The sequence below is a fragment of the Desulfitobacterium sp. PCE1 genome (assembly GCF_000384015.1).
Classification (GTDB): Bacteria; Bacillota; Desulfitobacteriia; order Desulfitobacteriales; family Desulfitobacteriaceae; genus Desulfitobacterium; species Desulfitobacterium dehalogenans.
The window spans coordinates 2,316,640-2,332,698 of the sequence record NZ_KB913023.1 but is presented as its reverse complement, the minus strand read 5'-3'; the positions used below and the strand labels follow the sequence as shown (position 1 = coordinate 2,332,698).

Here is a 16,059-nt window from a genome sequence, read left to right as displayed (position 1 = left end):
AATTTACCATCATTGGTCATGGAGGTAAGGGATGAACGAAGAACAATTGAGAGCATTACTCCAGGGAGTAAAGGATGGTAAGATATCCTGCGATAGTGCATTCCTAGAGCTTAAAAATCTACCCTATGAAGATTTGGGTTTTGCCAAAGTGGATCATCATCGGGCTCTTCGCAATGGGTTTCCCGAAGTCGTTTTTTGTCAGGGGAAAGCGAAAGAACATATTATTGAAATATTAACCAACCTTTTAAAACACGGTCACAATATCTTGGCGACTCGGGCAACTCCGGAGGTCTATGAAGCAGTACAGGCCCACATCCCTGAGGCTTCCTATTCCGAACTGGCCCGTGTTATTACAGTTCTTAAAGAACCGATCCTTAAGAGAGGGAGAGTTCTGATCCTAAGTGCCGGGACAGCGGATTTACCGGTAGCGGAGGAAGCCGCAATCACGGCAGAAATAATGGGGTGTCAGGTAGAGCGATTGTACGACGTAGGTGTGGCGGGAATTCATCGACTTTTAGATAATAAGGATAAACTGAATGACGCACAGGTTCTTATTGTCGTCGCAGGTATGGAAGGGGCATTAGCCAGCGTTGTGGGTGGATTAACCGATAAACCAGTGATTGCCGTCCCTACCAGTGTCGGCTATGGAGCTAGTTTTGGAGGGTTAGCCGCTTTACTGGCTATGTTGAATAGCTGTTCAGCCGGAATAGGTGTGGTAAACATTGATAATGGTTTTGGAGCCGGAGTTTTAGCCAATTCCATTATCAGAGCCATAGTTGCTTCCGAAGTATGATGTACATTAAAAAAATAAGCTATACTTTATTTAGTTGAAAAAAGAGAATGAGCTATAGTATAATTCTCTTTGTATCAGTTCTCTATGAAATTGTGTAGCTAATATTGCCTCATGCTTTTCAATAATACATAATACATAGAGAATTTGTGTTTACAAGGTCATCTTGTTTTAAGTAATCTATAATTATACGATCAGTCGAGAAGGCGGTGGATTATAGTGGCAACCAATCCTATTGATATGCCAACAACGGTGGAGCGCAAGATGCCACCTGTATTAGAATTAATTCGCGGTAATATTGTGAAATACGGCAATCCTTTAGCCCTTAAGGGAAGCGAAGTTTCTTCCTGGGCAAAGGAACTTAATTTACCCAAGACAGGGGAGCTGCTTTTTTATACCGGCGGTGAGTATCAACTTCTTCCCTTCATTGACTCACTGGTGAAAACCATGACGGTGATGGATCCTAACAGCGCAAGCTTTTCTATGTTGATGGGTGTACGGAACATCGTCGAAAAGACGGGTATTGCTCCCGAGAAAATCTATGCCTCGGTACTGGCCTCGGACAAAGAACGGTTTAATCAAGTCTCCTTAAAAGCCGCACGGATTCTCCAAAGCTTAGGCTATGAATTATGTTATTCAGGTGAAGACGAACTCTATAGCGGGGCTTTGCTGTATGAATTGGGATATTGGGATGATTTTGCCACCTATGCCCAAAAGGTCACTAAAGTCCTTAAAGGGACCCAGGCCAAGACTATTGTTTGTCTTTCTCCTCACGCTGCTGAAGTCATCAAACTAATGTACCCCAAATTTGGGGTTCATCACGAGTTCGAAGTTAAAACTTTTGTTGAACTGGTATGGGAACAAAGGCACAAATTACCAAAAATAGATACCAATCAATCCGTTGTGATTCATGACTCCTGCCGACTTGCTCGTGATCTGGGGGTTACTGAAGAGATACGGGAGATATTAAATGCAATGGGGATTGAGTTCAAAGAACCTATGCGGAACCGTGCATGGACGACCTGCTGCGGCGGTCCTAATAAATTCATGTTCCCTGAGCTTTCTCATACCATAGCGGAAAGACGGGTTGTGGAACTTCAAGACACGGGTGCAGACCTCATCCTAACCTCTTGTCCTTATTGCTTGTCTTCCTTGAAAGGTGCCATAGATAAAAAGGGCCAAGAAGGAATCGCCGACTTGATTGAATTCTTATATAAGGGGATAGTGGGATGAGAAAAGAATTTAAAGAGTACTCTAAAGAAATAGATCGTGCCAAGCATGATGAGAATATTCGCAAAGCCATATCTCGGGCGGTAAAAGCCTATCGTGAAACGACGGATAGCACCATGGCACGTTTTCCCCATACCCCCGATCTTGCTGCAGAAGTACGGGAAATCAAAAGCCGTTCTGTTGCTCAGAGGAAAGAACTCCTTGCTCAAGCCATGGAGGCGGTTGAACGCAATAAAGGGAAGGCTTTCTATGCCAAGGATAAGCATGAAGCCTTAGTTATGGCCGCTGAAATTATTGGTCAAGGGAAAACCGTTGTCAAGGGCAAGAGCATGTTAGGAGAAGAGCTCCACCTTCGGGAGTATCTAGAGGAAGTAGGCAATGAGGTCTGGGAAACAGATCTTGGAGAATTCATCCTCCAACTTAAAAAAGATCGCCCCATGCATATCCTTTCTCCGGCTATTCATGTTCCCCGGGAAAAGGTTGCTGAAATCTTTACTCAATTCTTTGGTAAAGAAGTGGAGCCCGATATTGCCAAAGAGGTGAGCATTGTTCGGGAATTTATGCGTGAAAAATATTTTACCGCTGATGTGGGCATTAGTTCAGCCAATGTGGTGGCTGCCGACACCGGGGCATTTGTTATCATTGAAAATGAAGGCAATGTTCGCTTGTCGACAGCGGCTCCTCCGGTCCACCTTATGATTGTAGGAACTGAAAAATTAGTTCCAACTTTCCAGGAAGCGATGAAAGTAGCTGAAGTGACCTGGCGGTATGCACAATATGGTGTCCCATCCTATGTTAATATTGTCACTGGGCCAAGTAAAACGGGGGATATTGAAAAAGTCACCACTTACGGTGCCCACGGTCCCAAAGAATTTTATGTCATCTTCGTTGATAACGGTCGGGAAAAGATGGCTGAGGATGATGACTTTAAGCAAGCATCCCATTGTCTGCGCTGCGGGGGGTGTATGTATGAATGTCCCGTATTCCAAATCACTGCAGGAACCTTTGGAGAAACCTATCTTGGCGGTATCGGCACCATCTGGAATGTCTTTACTTCAGGAGGCTTAGAGGCTACTGCACCCCAAATCCACACCTGTCTGCGCTGCGGACGCTGTGTAGAGCGTTGCCCAATGCAAATTGATGTGCCCAATATGGTAGGAGAATTAAGAAAACGCCTATCAAGCGGAGAAGAGATTGATTAAATCGGTCAAAGCTTCGCCGCGCGACCGGGAAATCTGATAGCAAAATGAATCCCCTTGGATTATGGAGTGCCATGATTCAAGGGGATTTTTCGTGTGAAAGTGATTTGGATTAAACAGCAAGTTGTCGACGCAAAATATACCTTAACCTAAGTAGCAGGCAGCAAGCGTTTGTCGTAATGCCAATAATTAGGCCAATCCAGAAACCAAAAGCCCCGAAACTGGTGTAGGCGGCCAAAAAGTAACCAATAGGCAGAGCAATGAACCAATAGGAGATGAGTGATGTGATAAAAGGAAGGTTGACATCCTTATAACCGCGTAGAATCCCCTGAATGGGTGTTGCCAGTGCATCGGAAAACTGAAAGAAGATGGCGTAAATGAGAAACTGTTTAGCAAGGAGGATCACATCCCATTCCTTGGAATAGAGTCCGGCCACTTGCTCTTTGAACAGAAAAAGAAGGAGAGCCGTTAGAAGAGCTATGGAGAAGGAAAAACCTAACCCGATTAAGGAATACTGTTTGGCATCATGATAGCGGCGAGCGCCTACTTCAAATCCGACAAGAATCGTTAAAGCCATAGAGAAGCTTAAAGGAATCATGTAGATCATGGAGGCAAAATTCATGGCACCTTGATGGGCGGCTATGGTTATGGTATTAAATCGGCTCATGAGCAAAGTTACTGCACAAAACATGCCGGTCTCGAAGAAAATAGAAAAACCAATGGGTATTCCGATTTTCAATTGGTTTAGCCAGGTTTTCCAGGAGAGTGGATGGAGGCGCTTGAAGATCGCAAATTCTTTAAAATAGGGATGACGGTGAATAATGAGTAGGGCAATGAGCATCAAGCAATAATAAGCTATAGAAGTAGCGATGCCGGCTCCTATACCACCAAAGGCTGGAAAACCAAATTTGCCAAAGATAAGGACATAGTTGAGGCAGATATTAACGGGCAGGGAAAGGAGAGTAATCAGCATGGTAATTCGTGTATATCCCAACGCATCAATAAAGCCCCTCAACACTTGGTACACAAAATAAGGAGGAACGCCAAAAGCTATGGCCGTAAGAAACCCGCGTGCTATAGAACGCACTTGGGGCTCCAGGTTCATGAGAGAGAGCAGCCCTTCCAAACTCATGCTTCCCGCAAGAATTACGAGAAAAGCGATGGCCAGTGCAAGATAGATTCCTTGTAGGACATTGAAAGGAACATCGTTCTTTCTCTTGGCTCCTAATAAATGTCCGACGATGGGCGTTATAGCAATTAATATCCCACCCAATCCGGTGCTGACGGGTGCCCATAGACTGGCACCGATGGCAACCCCCGCAAGATCGACGGAGCTGGCTTGTCCCGACATCACCGTGTCAAAAAAAGACATGGAGAACAGAGCGACCTGTGAAATCAGAATAGGAAGAAGAATATAAATGAATTGGTGAATTTTTAATTTTATTTTAGTGATTTGCTCCATAAAAAATAGGATCCCTTCACAAGAATTATACCTGCATGATGAACATCTTAATCCAAATGCGGGGTAAAAATCAAGCATTAAAGGATCCTGGATTAAATATCAGTCTTTTGGCTAATGAAGAGAAAGAAGATCCCTATTCTGAATGTATTGAATAACTCTCATTTTTTCACTTGCTTCCATATGAATCAGGGGCTGGACACGTCCGTGGTTCACTCCAGGCCATTTAATGAAGAGGATTTGATTATAAACTTCCTTAAGTATGGGATCACTATAGTCCAAATTAATGACGATGTAATGGGGAGGTAGCTCGGGAATAGCAGGGTCCAATTGAATAGGATCCAAATGCAAGAGAAGACTAGTTACGGTATCTCTGGGAATATCATTAACCACACTATAAGTGTCGATTAAAATCGGCTGTTCTTGTAAGCTTTCATGAAAAACCAAGGTCTTGCTGGCAAGTTCCGTTGCGGGATGGGTACCCACGTTAATAAATTTAAATTCAAAACTGATTTCGTGGGTCAGTTGAATGCTTGGGGATTCCTTGAAGGCAAAGTAAGGTCGGGCTGATTCTCTTTGGGTCTGCCATGTATTGATAGTGATAAAAACGCTAATCAAGGATATGATAGCGAAAATTGCAGTAGATCCGGAAACCAGAAGAGTAGACCAAGTAGTTTTTTTTATTTTCTTTAGCATACTTCCCCCAAAATGAAGTTTTTTGCAATTATATTTATGACCTATTGAAAGGAAACATTCACTCCTTGGTAATTTTCCTAATTAACTTGAGGTTTAACTTGATAGAAGTTTAGCCTTGTACTATGATGATATGAAGAGAAAATCTAAGAAATAGATATGGTTTGTGATGGAGGTATTATCTGTGCGTGTGGTAATCGTCGGAGCCGGCAAAGTTGGCTACAGCTTGGCTCAGTATTTAACCCAAGAGGATCATGAGGTTATTGTCATTGAAGAGAATGAAGAACGAAGAGCCATTGTTCAAAATACTTTAGATGTGATGACAATTTCCGGAAACGGTGCCAGCCCGAGATTGCTATTGGATCCTGAAGTCCGCAAAGCTGATCTTATGATTGCTGTAACCGATATGGATGAGGTTAATATGATTGCCTGTATGGCGGCCAAGCGAGTGGGGATTAAACGAACTATCGCCAGAGTCAGAAATCAGGAATATGCTGAAAGGGATAAGATCCGGTTCAATGAATCTTTAGGGATTGACGTAACCATCAATCCCGAGATGGTCACTGCCCTTGAAATTAAACGCATTCTTCTAACCCCTTCAGCCTTAGATGTAGAAGATTTTGCAGGGGATAGGGTAAGGATGATTGAAGTGAAAATCCCCTCTGACTCGAGGTTGATCAACACGACGTTAAATGATTTAACTTTACCCTCCAATACCTTGGTAGCGGGTATTTTAAGAAATGACCGTATGCTTATACCTCATGGTTCAGATATGCTTTTACCCAATGATTGTGCCTTCTTTTTAGGGGAATTATCTTCAATTAAGAAGATTGAAGATCACTTTACTGTCAGGAAATCTAAAGTTGAACGAGTCTTGATTATCGGAGCAGGTAGAATCGGTCGGCATTTAGCTATGATACTGGAGAAAGCCGACATATCCGTTAAGGTCATAGATAAGGATATGGAGCGTTGTCAGGAACTGGCGGAGTCTCTGGATGAAGGATTGGTTTTATGTGGAGAAGGAACAGATATTGACCTATTAACTGAAGAAGGAGTGGGAGAAGCGGACGCAGTAATGTGTCTGACAGATGATGATAAGCTCAATCTGCTGATTGCTTTACTGGCTAAACATTTGGGTGCCCCGAGGACGTTTGTCCGAGTCGGCCGTCCGGATTATATTTCCCTCATGGAAAAAGTAGGGGTCGATGTTGTCCTTTCACCCCGTATTCTCACTGCCGGAGTTATCATTCGCCATGTTCGCCGCTCGGATGTGGTCTCTGTCACTCTTCTCGAGGGCGCTAAAGCGGAAGCTATGGAAATTATAATCCCGCCCTCCAGCCCAGTGACTAACAAAAAACTTAAAGATGCAAAACTCCCAGTAAATTCATTAATCGGTAGTATCGTTCGCAATGAAGAAATAATCATCCCTAATGGAGATACTATGTTGAAGCCCGGAGATAGAGTGGTTATCTTTGCATTGGCCGATACGGTTCCTACCGTCGTTCGATTATTTGAAAATAAAGTGGAGAGTAAATAAAATGAACGTTCCGGTAATTCTAGGTTTACTTGGCAGGCTTCTGATTGTATATGCGGGTGCCATGTGTATCCCCTTGATTTTGGCAGTATTTTTAGGTGAATGGAGCATATACTCCTTCTTGCTGGCTGTAATTATAACTGGAATTCCAGGGCTTGTTCTTATACGTCATGCTAAAGCCGACATAAAAATTGGTGTTCGTGAAGCCTTTGTAGCCGTAGCCGGGGCTTGGATTCTCGCCTCCCTTACGGGAGCCTTGCCTTACTGGTTTGCTAATGTGGTCCCCACGTACATTGACGCCGTGTTTGAGACCGTATCAGGGCTTACAACAACCGGTGCCAGTGTCATTAATGATGTAGAGGTATTGCCCCAATCCATCCTTTTATGGCGGAGCTTAACCCATTGGCTCGGTGGAATGGGAATCATCGTTCTTTTTATCGTATTGCTCCCGAAGACCGGAATGGGATCGGTTCTGCTTTTCAATGCCGAAGTTCCTGGTCCTATGAATGACCGAGTTATGCCGCGGATTCGTGATACAGCAACTTCTTTATGGAAGATCTATTTAATTTTTACAGCGATCTGTGCATTGCTGCTCTGGATGGCCGGAATGACTTTCCTGGATGCTATAAATTACGCCTTCGCAACCATAGCCACGGGTGGTTTTTCCACTAAAAATACCAGCATTATGTATTATGATAGTTTGACTATAGAAATGATTCTTACGTTTTTCATGATTCTTTCGGGTGCTAATTTCGTAATTTATTTGACCGTTTGGCGTAAGAAAACCATGAAGGCCTTTCGTAATACAGAATTGATTGTTTATCTGTTGATTATTACAACTGCCACCTTAGCGATTGCCGGGAGCCTATGGTTTAATGCCGGCAATTCGCCGGGCTATTCTTTTCGCCATGCCTTATTTCAAGTAGCTACCATTATTACAACCACAGGTTATGCTTCTGCGGATTTCGATCAGTGGCCATCTATGACTAAAATCATCCTACTACTTCTTATGTTCATTGGTGGAAGTGCGGGCTCTACCTCAGGGGGGATGAAGGTTTCTCGTATTATACTTCTGGTTAAAGCCACATGGGCAGAGCTGAAGAGGGGAATTCATCCCCGGGTTGTCTCCAGTATAAAACTTGATAATAAAGTCATTGATGCGGAAAATCTAAATAAAGTGGGGATTTTTTTCTTTCTCTATATCGTGACGTTTACCGGGGCAAGCATCATTATTGCAAGTACGGGATTAAAACCCTTTGATGCCATGAGTGCGGTGGCCGCTACTTTAGGCAACATTGGCCCGGGGTTTGGAGTTGTTGGACCGACCACGACTTTTGCCGGGGTTAGCCTATTGGGAAAGACAGTACTTACTATTTGTATGCTGTTGGGGCGCTTGGAGTTTTTTACTTTGCTAATTATCTTTCGTCCGGAATTCTGGAGAAGGCGAAGGGTTTGGTAAAATAACTTTTTGAATTTTAATCGAGGGAGCAGAACAGAAATGAATTATTCGCTTGTGCAAGGGATAGTTGGTAGACTTCTCATGGGATATGCCTTGACCATGTTCATTCCCTTGGGCCTAGCGGTTTTTAAGAATGAAAACAGCAAGTGGGCTTTTTTACTGACCTTGTTTATCACTGCTTGTCTTGGTGCTGCAATGTTTTATTTTCGGAAACCTTCCCAAGAAAAAATGAGTATTCGCGAAAGCTTTGTCATTGTCGGTGGGGCTTGGATTCTGACTTCCTTGCTCGGTGCGTTGCCCTTTTGGATATCTGACTGTGTTCCAACTTATATCGATGCTCTATTCGAATCCGTCTCCGGATTAACAACAACGGGTTCCAGTGTTATTAATGACGTTGAAGCATTGCCCTTATCAATCCTCCTTTGGCGAAGTATTTCGCACTGGCTTGGTGGAATAGGGATTATTGTCCTCTTCATAATTTTATTGCCCAGTACCGGCTTCGGTGCGGTGCATTTATTTAATGCGGAAGTACCAGGTCCTTTAGGCAAACGTACTATGCCCAGAATTCGCGATACGGCAATTAGAATTTGGCAAATCTACACGTTTTTTACCATCATACTCATTGCCTTACTTATGCTGATGGGAATGAGCCCCTTTGATGCCGTCAATCATGGTTTCTCGACCATATCTGCCGGAGGGTTTTCCACTAAAAATACGAGTATGATGTACTATAATAGTCTTGGGATTGAACTTGTCGTTATATTATTTATTATCATTGCTGGGGGGAATTTCCGCATTTATCTTGAGGTTTGGACGAAGAAGAGTGTCAAACCTTTTAAAAATGCAGAGTTTATTACCTATCTTCTTATTGTCATGATCAGTACTTTGCTGATTGTAGGAGGGCTGTGGCTAACTCATGATAAGCCGCCGGGTTATGCCTTAAGACATGCTTTATTTCAAGTGGTCTCACTGGTTACAGGAACAGGCTTTGCTTCTACTGATTATGATCAGTGGCCGGCTATCACTAAACTTGTTCTACTAGTCCTCATGTTCATTGGCGGGTGTGCAGGTTCCACTACAGGAGGGATGAAGGTATCCCGAATTATGTTGCTTACGAAACATGTTTGGGCCGTGTTAACTCGGGGATTGCATCCCAATGCGGTATCCAGCATCAAATTGGATGGGAGACCTATCGATGCTGTCGCTATAAATATGGTCAATATATTTTTCTTTCTGTATGTGGGGATTTTCGCCTTAGCCAGCATTATGATAGCGGGAACAGGCCTTGAGCCTTTTGACGCCATGAGTGCGGTGGCAGCCTCTTTGGGTAATGTGGGGCCCGGTTTTGGGCTGGTTGGTCCAACGGCGACTTATGCAAGTATCACACTCTTCGGTAAATCTATATTGGTACTTTGCATGCTGCTTGGTCGCTTGGAGCTCTTTACTCTGCTTATATTATTGCGTCCTGAGTTTTGGAGAACAAAAGGTGGCTGGTAAACTTAGATCGATGATGTGAAACTGAGAAGGGACGCTGAAGTTTGTGTTTGTTATAGCAAAAATTAGTGCTACTTTGACTATTGTCGTTTGGTTCCTGCGCAAAAAAATTCAAATTGGCCATGCTATGCTGGCCGGCTCTGTTCTCCTATTCCTTATATCATCTCCAACTTTAGAGAAAGCGGGCACTGCTGTCCAGACAACCCTTCAGGAGATTGGCACATGGGAAGTCGTTTTAGCTATGTATTTTGTTATGTGCTTAGAACACCTTTTACGGACCACTGGGATTATCAAAGGTTTCATGACTTCCATGAAACCTTTGCTTCGCAGTGAACGTGTCTTGCTGGCCTTTATGCCCGCCTTCCTGGGCTTGCTTCCTTCTTTAGGGGGAGCCATCTTCTCAGCCCCCATGGTAGAACAAGCAAGTAAGAAGTATTCCTTATCTCCTGAGAAAAAAGCCACAATCAACTATTGGTTTCGTCATGTTTGGGAGTATGGAAACCCGATTATTCCGGGAGTTCTCCTGGCAAGTCAAATCACAGCTATACCTTTAGGGACTTTTGTGGCTAATATGATAGTTTATACCTTAATTGCTTTACTTCTTGGGGTGGGGGTGATTCTAACAGGTAAAGGATTCCAGAGTGTGTCTGATACCCCAAATCTATTAGATAATAATGTGGATTCAAATGGAGCTTCTGCCGACTCTATAGAATCGAAGGGTTCTCTTCGTTATTTTTTTCTCGGGGTAGGCCCCATTTTAGTGAATATTATCCTGGTTGTTGCCTTTGGCCTGAGCGCAGCCCTTTCGATGGGAATCGTCGTATTGGGTATGGCGATTCACCTGCGATTTACCAAGGGGCAGCTTATCACGATGCTCCAAGAGGCCTTCGAAAAGAAGATTCTCTGGGGCGTTTTAAGCATTTTATTTTTCCAACATGTCTTAACTGCATCTGGAATTGTTCAGGAGCTCATGGTCTTTTTTCAGGGGATCAATATTCCCGTTGCTATTATGCTGGGGATCGGATCTTTGATCGTAGCCTTGCTTACCGGCTCTCCCCAGGGAGCAGTTGCGGTTATTTTCCCTATCCTCTCGGCATTTTACCCGGGAAATCTAGAGACGGCCACAGTCGCTTATATCATGGCCATTGCTGGAGCCATGTTATCCCCAGCTCATCTTTGCCTTATTGTCACGGCAGAATATTTCAAAGCAGATCTTTTTAAGATTCTGAAGCCGGTCCTTCTCTTAGAAATTATCATATTGTCTTTAATGGCTGCTGTTCATCTGATTTAAGCGGCAGCAGCGGGTAACGGCGGGAGATGAAAAGACGGCTCGCGTCGTGTAGCTTTACGCACAACGCTCCCTCAATAGCTCCAGGGCTGATGAACTCGCTTTCTTAATAGCATCTGCGGTGGATAAGTATGCTTTATAGCTTGCCGCCTTGAGCGAAACTGTCCACCGGACACTTTCGACGCCAAACCCTAGGGTAATACCTGATGAGTGAACGTGGAAAATATAATCCTGGAGAATAGCCTTTCATCTACAGCTGGCATCATTATAAACGAAAACGACAGGTGCCGACCTCTAAAGGATAGGCATCTGCCGTTGTTTGTTGAGCTAACTGTCAGGGGAATCGGAGTTCGTCACCGGTCTTTTTTATGCGTCCGCTCTTAAGCAAAGCCCCCACTGCTCGTTTAAAGGCGGCTTTACTCATGTGAAAAACCTTTTCGATCTCCTCGGGACTGGATTTTTCATTGAGAGGGAGTACTCCTCCATGGGCATTCATGGCGTTGATGAGAAGCTCAGCATCCACGTTCATCTGTTGGTGAGAGAGATTGCGAGGAGAAAGGTCCAGCTTTCCATCATCCCGGACTCGAATCACTCGAGCCTGAACCCGATCTCCCCATTTGAGCTCTGAATAATTCTCTGTACGGGGAATCAGGCCCAGATATTTATTATCAACAGCTACAAAGACGCCAATTTCGGGATGGATTTGGTAGACTGTTCCTGTGATGGAGTCATTTTTTTGATAAGGAGAAGCGGAGCTGAGAAAGTCAGTGATATCCGTTGTGGAAGATAAGCGCCCGCTTTTGTCGAGATAAAGATACACAAGATAACTTTTGTCCACTTCTATGAGGTGTTTTTGCTCTCGGAAGGGGAGAAAGAGACCACGTTCTAAGCCAAAGTCCATAAAAGCGCCAATTTTTGTCTTTGCTGTAACTTTAAGATAGGCAAGCTCTCCTACTTGGGCTAAGGGCTTTTTACGAGTGGCGATTAAACGGCCTTCTGAATCGTGGTAAATGAATACCTCTAGGTTATCCCCTTCTTTTATGTCGTCAGGGCATTCATTTCCCGGCAGAAGAACATTATCTTTACGGTTACCCGTCCCTGCATTGAGATAGACCCCAAAAGAAGTGAGATTAGCAACTTCGAGTTGGTTGATTTTACCGACCTGGATAATTGGAAGCCCTCCCTAATACGTTCTAGTAATGAAATGAGTCAATGTTATTCTTTGAGGATATAATCTACGGACTAGAAGGCAAAGTTCCCTTGAATAAAGATGGGAATTTCTTTACCCTCTGCAGTAATTCCTGTGATGTTCAGATCAGCTGTACCGATCATAAAATCTTCATGAAGCAAGGAATCATTGACCCCGGCTTCCTCTAATTCTTTTTCGCTTAACTTATCTCCGTTTTTCAGAGTGACTGCATAAGCTTTGCCCAGGGCTAAGTGGCAAGCGGCATTTTCATCAAATAGGGTATTATAGAAGAGGATCTTGGAATTGGAAATAGGGGAGTTGTAAGGAACCAGAGCAACTTCACCAAGATAATGAGACCCCTCATCCGTGGTGATGAGGCCTTTTAAGCTTTCTAATCCTTCTTCAACACTGTAATCAATGACACGACCATCTTTAAAGGTCAAGGTAAAATTCTTGATGAGGTTGCCGTTATGATTGAGGGGCATAGAGCTGACGACCTTGCCATTGACCCCGGTCTTTTTGGGAAGGGTAAAGACTTCCTCCGTAGGCATGTTGGCAATAAACTCAAGGCCTTCCGCTGTATGCTCTGCTCCGGCAAGCCAGAGATGGCCTTCCGGGAGCTCAATCCACAAATCCGTACCCAGAGAATTTTTGAAATGCAGGGTGCGGAAACGATGAGTATTCATAAAATCCATGCTGTGCTTAAGGTTTGCTTTGTGCTCATCCCAGGCTTTGACAGGGTCGTCTTGATCCGCTCGAACGGATCTGAAGATAGCATCCCAAAGCTTTTCCACGGCACCTTCCGGGCTGGCATCGGGGAAGACTTTTTGGGCCCAGGCCAGGGTTGGCACGGAAACCACACACCAAGCGTTTTGATTGCTCATAAGGCGCTCCCGGTGTTCTTTTAAAGCAATAGATTGGGCCCTTTGAGCTCTTACCATACGTTCGGGATCAACCTCTTTCATAAGCTCCGGATCGGATGCCGCGATACTTAAGAAAGCTGCTCCTTGCCGGGCATAATCGACGAAGAAGGTTTTCTGCCATTCGGGGAATTCATCAAAAATTTCATCCGGCCCATGGAGATAGCGAGTTTTAGAAGAGATCTCATCTCCCCAAAAAATAACCACATCCTTCGCACCTTCCTGATAAGCGATCTCAGAAATTTTGCGGGTGAATTCTGCACATTCAATAGGGGACTTAATAACCAGAATTTGCTTAGGTTGGAGATTGATGCCGGCTTTAATGACAAGGCGTGCGTATTTATCGAGAAATTGCTTATTCATGCAGGTTAGCTCCTTTCCAATCTCGTGGGAATAAATTACCTCTAGTGAAAGATTATAGCATATCCTCCTTATGGAAAAAACTCATAGCCAGTGAAGATGAGGAAATTTATTTACTGAAAGAGTTAAAACACTATTGACATATGGTCATGGTGACCGTATAATATAGTTAAACAGATTACATAACGAGCTAAGAAAGATGATGAAATAAGTTAATGAAGACGTTTGTAATCTGCTTTAAGATAAGTGTCGCGGTATATGGGAGAAGGATAGAAAAGGAGGTGACCAATTTATGAATTATCTGAAGGATATCATTGAAATAGCAAACCACTTTGAACCGAAGAAGAAAGCATTACCTTATCTGGAACTGGATTCTATGATGCTTTCACAGGTGGTGGAAGTAGCTCAACGAGTCAGTCAGAATGATATTAATAACACCCATATACAGAATTGGGTGAAGAGGAAGTATCTGCCTAATCCTCATAAGAAGAAATATACCCGAGAGCAGGTTGCCAACATTCTTTTAATCAACGATCTAAGAAATATCCTATCCCTCGAGGAAGCATCCCAATTATTGGGGTTTGTTAACCTCAACCTTGCTGATAATACCGATGACCGAATTAACCCTGCCAAGCTATACGGGTATTACAGCGAGATCTTTGATCTCTCCCAAAAGGATTGGGTTACTTCTCTTGAACAACTGCCCAAGGAAGTCAATCAAATTTTAGCAGGCGAAGATCTTAGCGTAGATGACAAAGATAAAGTGGCTGCGACCCTAGTCATTTTAAATCTTTTGGCCAGGGCAAATCTCTATAAGCAAATAGCTCAACAATGGTTGAAGAATATTTCTCCAACCAATATTCCACAAGAGCCCCAATAAAAAAATGATATACATTATAAAATCGAGAGGAGGGAAGAACTTATGGTGACTGGCGGGGTAGTGTCTTTAATTATTCTGGGTTTATGTTTCTTGTTTTTGGAGATTTTTATTCCTGGTGGAATCTTAGGGATAGCGGGGCTGGTTCTTTTATCGACAGGAATTTTCCTGACGGCAGAATCTGCTTTACATGGGGTGGCTTATGTCTGCAGTTTTTTGCTTGTCCTGGGAATTCTTATCGCTTTAAGCTTTCGATTTCCCCGCACGCGGCGGTTTTGGAAGCGATTTTCATTAAATGCCAAACAATCCAATAATGAGGGCTATGTCGCTCCTACTCCGGATCTGGAGAGCTATGTGGGTTATGAGGGCGTGGCACTCAGTCCCTTGCGTCCAGCTGGAACGGCAGATTTTAATGGCAAAAGATTGGATGTTGTTACGGAAGGAGGTTTCGTCGAAATTCACAGTAAAGTAAAAGTTATTGCAGTGGAAGGGACACGGGTTATCGTCCGGAAAATTTCTTAGTAGACTATAAAAATCGGAGGTGAAGCCCTTTTGGGCGAATGATATGACCATTGGAAGTTTAGTGCCAATCATTCTTTTAGCGTTAGCTTTTATTCTTATCAGTATCGTATTTACCTTTATTCCCGTAGGCCTTTGGATTTCAGCTTTGGCCGCAGGTGTTAATGTAGGGATCTTTACTTTAATCGGAATGCGATTAAGACGTGTTACTCCTTCTCGGATCGTCAATCCCTTAATTAAGGCCCATAAAGCCGGTTTACATGTGACCACCGCTCAGTTGGAAGCCCATTATCTGGCCGGCGGTAATGTGGATAAAGTCATCAATGCTCTGATTGCAGCGGAACGTGCAGCTATTCCTCTCCAATTTGAAAGAGCTGCCGCTATCGACCTGGCAGGCCGTGATGTATTAGAAGCAGTTCAAATGTCCGTTAACCCTAAAGTCATTGAAACGCCTATTGTCTCTGCTGTGGCTAAGAATGGAATCGAGCTTCGTGTCAAAGCCCGGGTAACAGTTCGTGCCAATATCGATCGTCTCGTCGGTGGAGCAGGAGAGGAAACCATTATCGCCCGTGTCGGAGAGGGAATTGTCACCAGTATCGGTTCTTCTCAGTCTCATGAGCAAGTTTTGGAAAACCCAGACATGGTATCTCGTACGGTTTTGGCCAAAGGCTTAGATTCAGGAACGGCCTTTGAGATTCTCTCTATTGATATTGCCGATGTGGATGTGGGTAAGAATATCGGCGCCCAACTGCAAACAGACCAAGCGGAGGCAGATAAGCGCATTGCCCAAGCTAAAGCTGAGGAGCGTAGAGCTATGGCGGTAGCCAAAGAGCAGGAAATGATTGCCTATGTTCAAGAAATGCGTGCAAAAGTTGTTGAGGCCGAATCTGAAGTGCCCAGAGCTTTAGCAGGAGCATTAAAAGAAGGCAAACTGGGAGTTATGGATTATTACAATATGCAAAATATTATGGCTGATACGAGTATGCGGGATAACATTGCTCGTTCCAGCAACCCTAACACTGACCCCAACCCGAAAAAGTAGGGTGGT

At 43.9% G+C, this 16,059-nt stretch carries 14 protein-coding genes; 10 read left to right on the top strand and 4 right to left on the bottom strand.

Annotated elements, in window-relative coordinates; all coding sequences use genetic code 11:
* Nucleotides 1-31 precede the first annotated feature (31 nt).
* From larB to DESPCE1_RS0111530, 3 genes are all read left to right on the top strand, one after another.
* A complete protein-coding gene (larB, locus tag DESPCE1_RS0111540; protein ID WP_014794182.1) occupies nucleotides 32-793 on the top strand; it encodes a nickel pincer cofactor biosynthesis protein LarB in 762 nt (253 codons plus the stop codon).
* Between the two features lie 261 nt (nucleotides 794-1,054).
* Nucleotides 1,055-2,023, top strand: a complete 969-nt coding sequence (locus tag DESPCE1_RS0111535) for a (Fe-S)-binding protein (RefSeq protein ID WP_172637656.1) — start codon at nucleotides 1,055-1,057, stop codon at nucleotides 2,021-2,023.
* Nucleotides 2,020-3,222 carry an LUD domain-containing protein gene (locus DESPCE1_RS0111530; RefSeq protein WP_019850557.1) on the top strand — a complete coding sequence of 401 codons (1,203 nt, stop codon included), beginning with the start codon at nucleotides 2,020-2,022 and terminating at the stop codon, nucleotides 3,220-3,222. The genes DESPCE1_RS0111535 and DESPCE1_RS0111530 overlap by 4 nt, the downstream gene beginning before the upstream one ends.
* Nucleotides 3,223-3,331: 109 nt before the next feature.
* Here the strand turns inward: DESPCE1_RS0111530 and DESPCE1_RS0111525 are convergent, their stop codons facing one another.
* Together DESPCE1_RS0111525 and DESPCE1_RS0111520 are read right to left on the bottom strand one after the other, a co-directional pair.
* Nucleotides 3,332-4,681, bottom strand: a complete 1,350-nt coding sequence (locus tag DESPCE1_RS0111525; RefSeq protein WP_019850556.1) for an MATE family efflux transporter — start codon at nucleotides 4,679-4,681, stop codon at nucleotides 3,332-3,334.
* Between the two features lie 111 nt (nucleotides 4,682-4,792).
* Nucleotides 4,793-5,374, bottom strand: a complete 582-nt coding sequence (locus tag DESPCE1_RS0111520) for a hypothetical protein (protein ID WP_014794178.1) — start codon at nucleotides 5,372-5,374, stop codon at nucleotides 4,793-4,795.
* A gap of 181 nt (nucleotides 5,375-5,555) precedes the next feature.
* Between DESPCE1_RS0111520 and trkA the strand changes: the two genes are divergently transcribed.
* From trkA to DESPCE1_RS0111500, 4 genes are read left to right on the top strand one after another with little or no spacing between them, the layout of a single operon-like run.
* On the top strand, nucleotides 5,556-6,908 hold the full coding sequence (gene trkA / locus DESPCE1_RS0111515; RefSeq protein ID WP_014794177.1) for a Trk system potassium transporter TrkA: 1,353 nt from the start codon (nucleotides 5,556-5,558) through the stop codon (nucleotides 6,906-6,908).
* A 1-nt stretch (nucleotide 6,909) separates the two neighbouring features.
* Complete coding sequence (locus DESPCE1_RS0111510; protein WP_019850555.1) at nucleotides 6,910-8,364, top strand: TrkH family potassium uptake protein; 1,455 nt, start codon at nucleotides 6,910-6,912, stop codon at nucleotides 8,362-8,364.
* 39 nt (nucleotides 8,365-8,403) lie between these two features.
* Complete coding sequence (locus DESPCE1_RS0111505) at nucleotides 8,404-9,861, top strand: TrkH family potassium uptake protein (protein WP_014794175.1); 1,458 nt, start codon at nucleotides 8,404-8,406, stop codon at nucleotides 9,859-9,861.
* Between the two features lie 43 nt (nucleotides 9,862-9,904).
* On the top strand, nucleotides 9,905-11,149 hold the full coding sequence (locus DESPCE1_RS0111500; RefSeq protein ID WP_019850554.1) for a DUF401 family protein: 1,245 nt from the start codon (nucleotides 9,905-9,907) through the stop codon (nucleotides 11,147-11,149).
* A 331-nt stretch (nucleotides 11,150-11,480) separates the two neighbouring features.
* On the opposite strand, the gene DESPCE1_RS0111495 is transcribed toward DESPCE1_RS0111500, so the two are convergent.
* Complete coding sequence (locus DESPCE1_RS0111495) at nucleotides 11,481-12,317, bottom strand: S1 RNA-binding domain-containing protein (protein ID WP_014794173.1); 837 nt, start codon at nucleotides 12,315-12,317, stop codon at nucleotides 11,481-11,483.
* A 71-nt stretch (nucleotides 12,318-12,388) separates the two neighbouring features.
* Nucleotides 12,389-13,618, bottom strand: a complete 1,230-nt coding sequence (locus DESPCE1_RS0111490) for an aminopeptidase (RefSeq protein WP_019850552.1) — start codon at nucleotides 13,616-13,618, stop codon at nucleotides 12,389-12,391.
* A gap of 289 nt (nucleotides 13,619-13,907) precedes the next feature.
* Between DESPCE1_RS0111490 and DESPCE1_RS0111485 the strand changes: the two genes are divergently transcribed.
* The 3 genes from DESPCE1_RS0111485 to floA are packed head-to-tail and all read left to right on the top strand — an operon-like array spanning nucleotide 13,908 to nucleotide 16,053.
* Nucleotides 13,908-14,495 (top strand): DUF1836 domain-containing protein, encoded by a 588-nt coding sequence (locus DESPCE1_RS0111485; protein ID WP_014794171.1) that lies wholly within the window; start codon nucleotides 13,908-13,910, stop codon nucleotides 14,493-14,495.
* Between the two features lie 42 nt (nucleotides 14,496-14,537).
* Entirely contained in the window at nucleotides 14,538-15,014 is a 477-nt protein-coding gene (locus DESPCE1_RS0111480; RefSeq protein WP_014794170.1) for an NfeD family protein, read from the top strand.
* A 43-nt stretch (nucleotides 15,015-15,057) separates the two neighbouring features.
* Complete coding sequence (gene floA / locus DESPCE1_RS0111475) at nucleotides 15,058-16,053, top strand: flotillin-like protein FloA (protein ID WP_019850551.1); 996 nt, start codon at nucleotides 15,058-15,060, stop codon at nucleotides 16,051-16,053.
* Nucleotides 16,054-16,059: the final 6 nt, after the last annotated feature.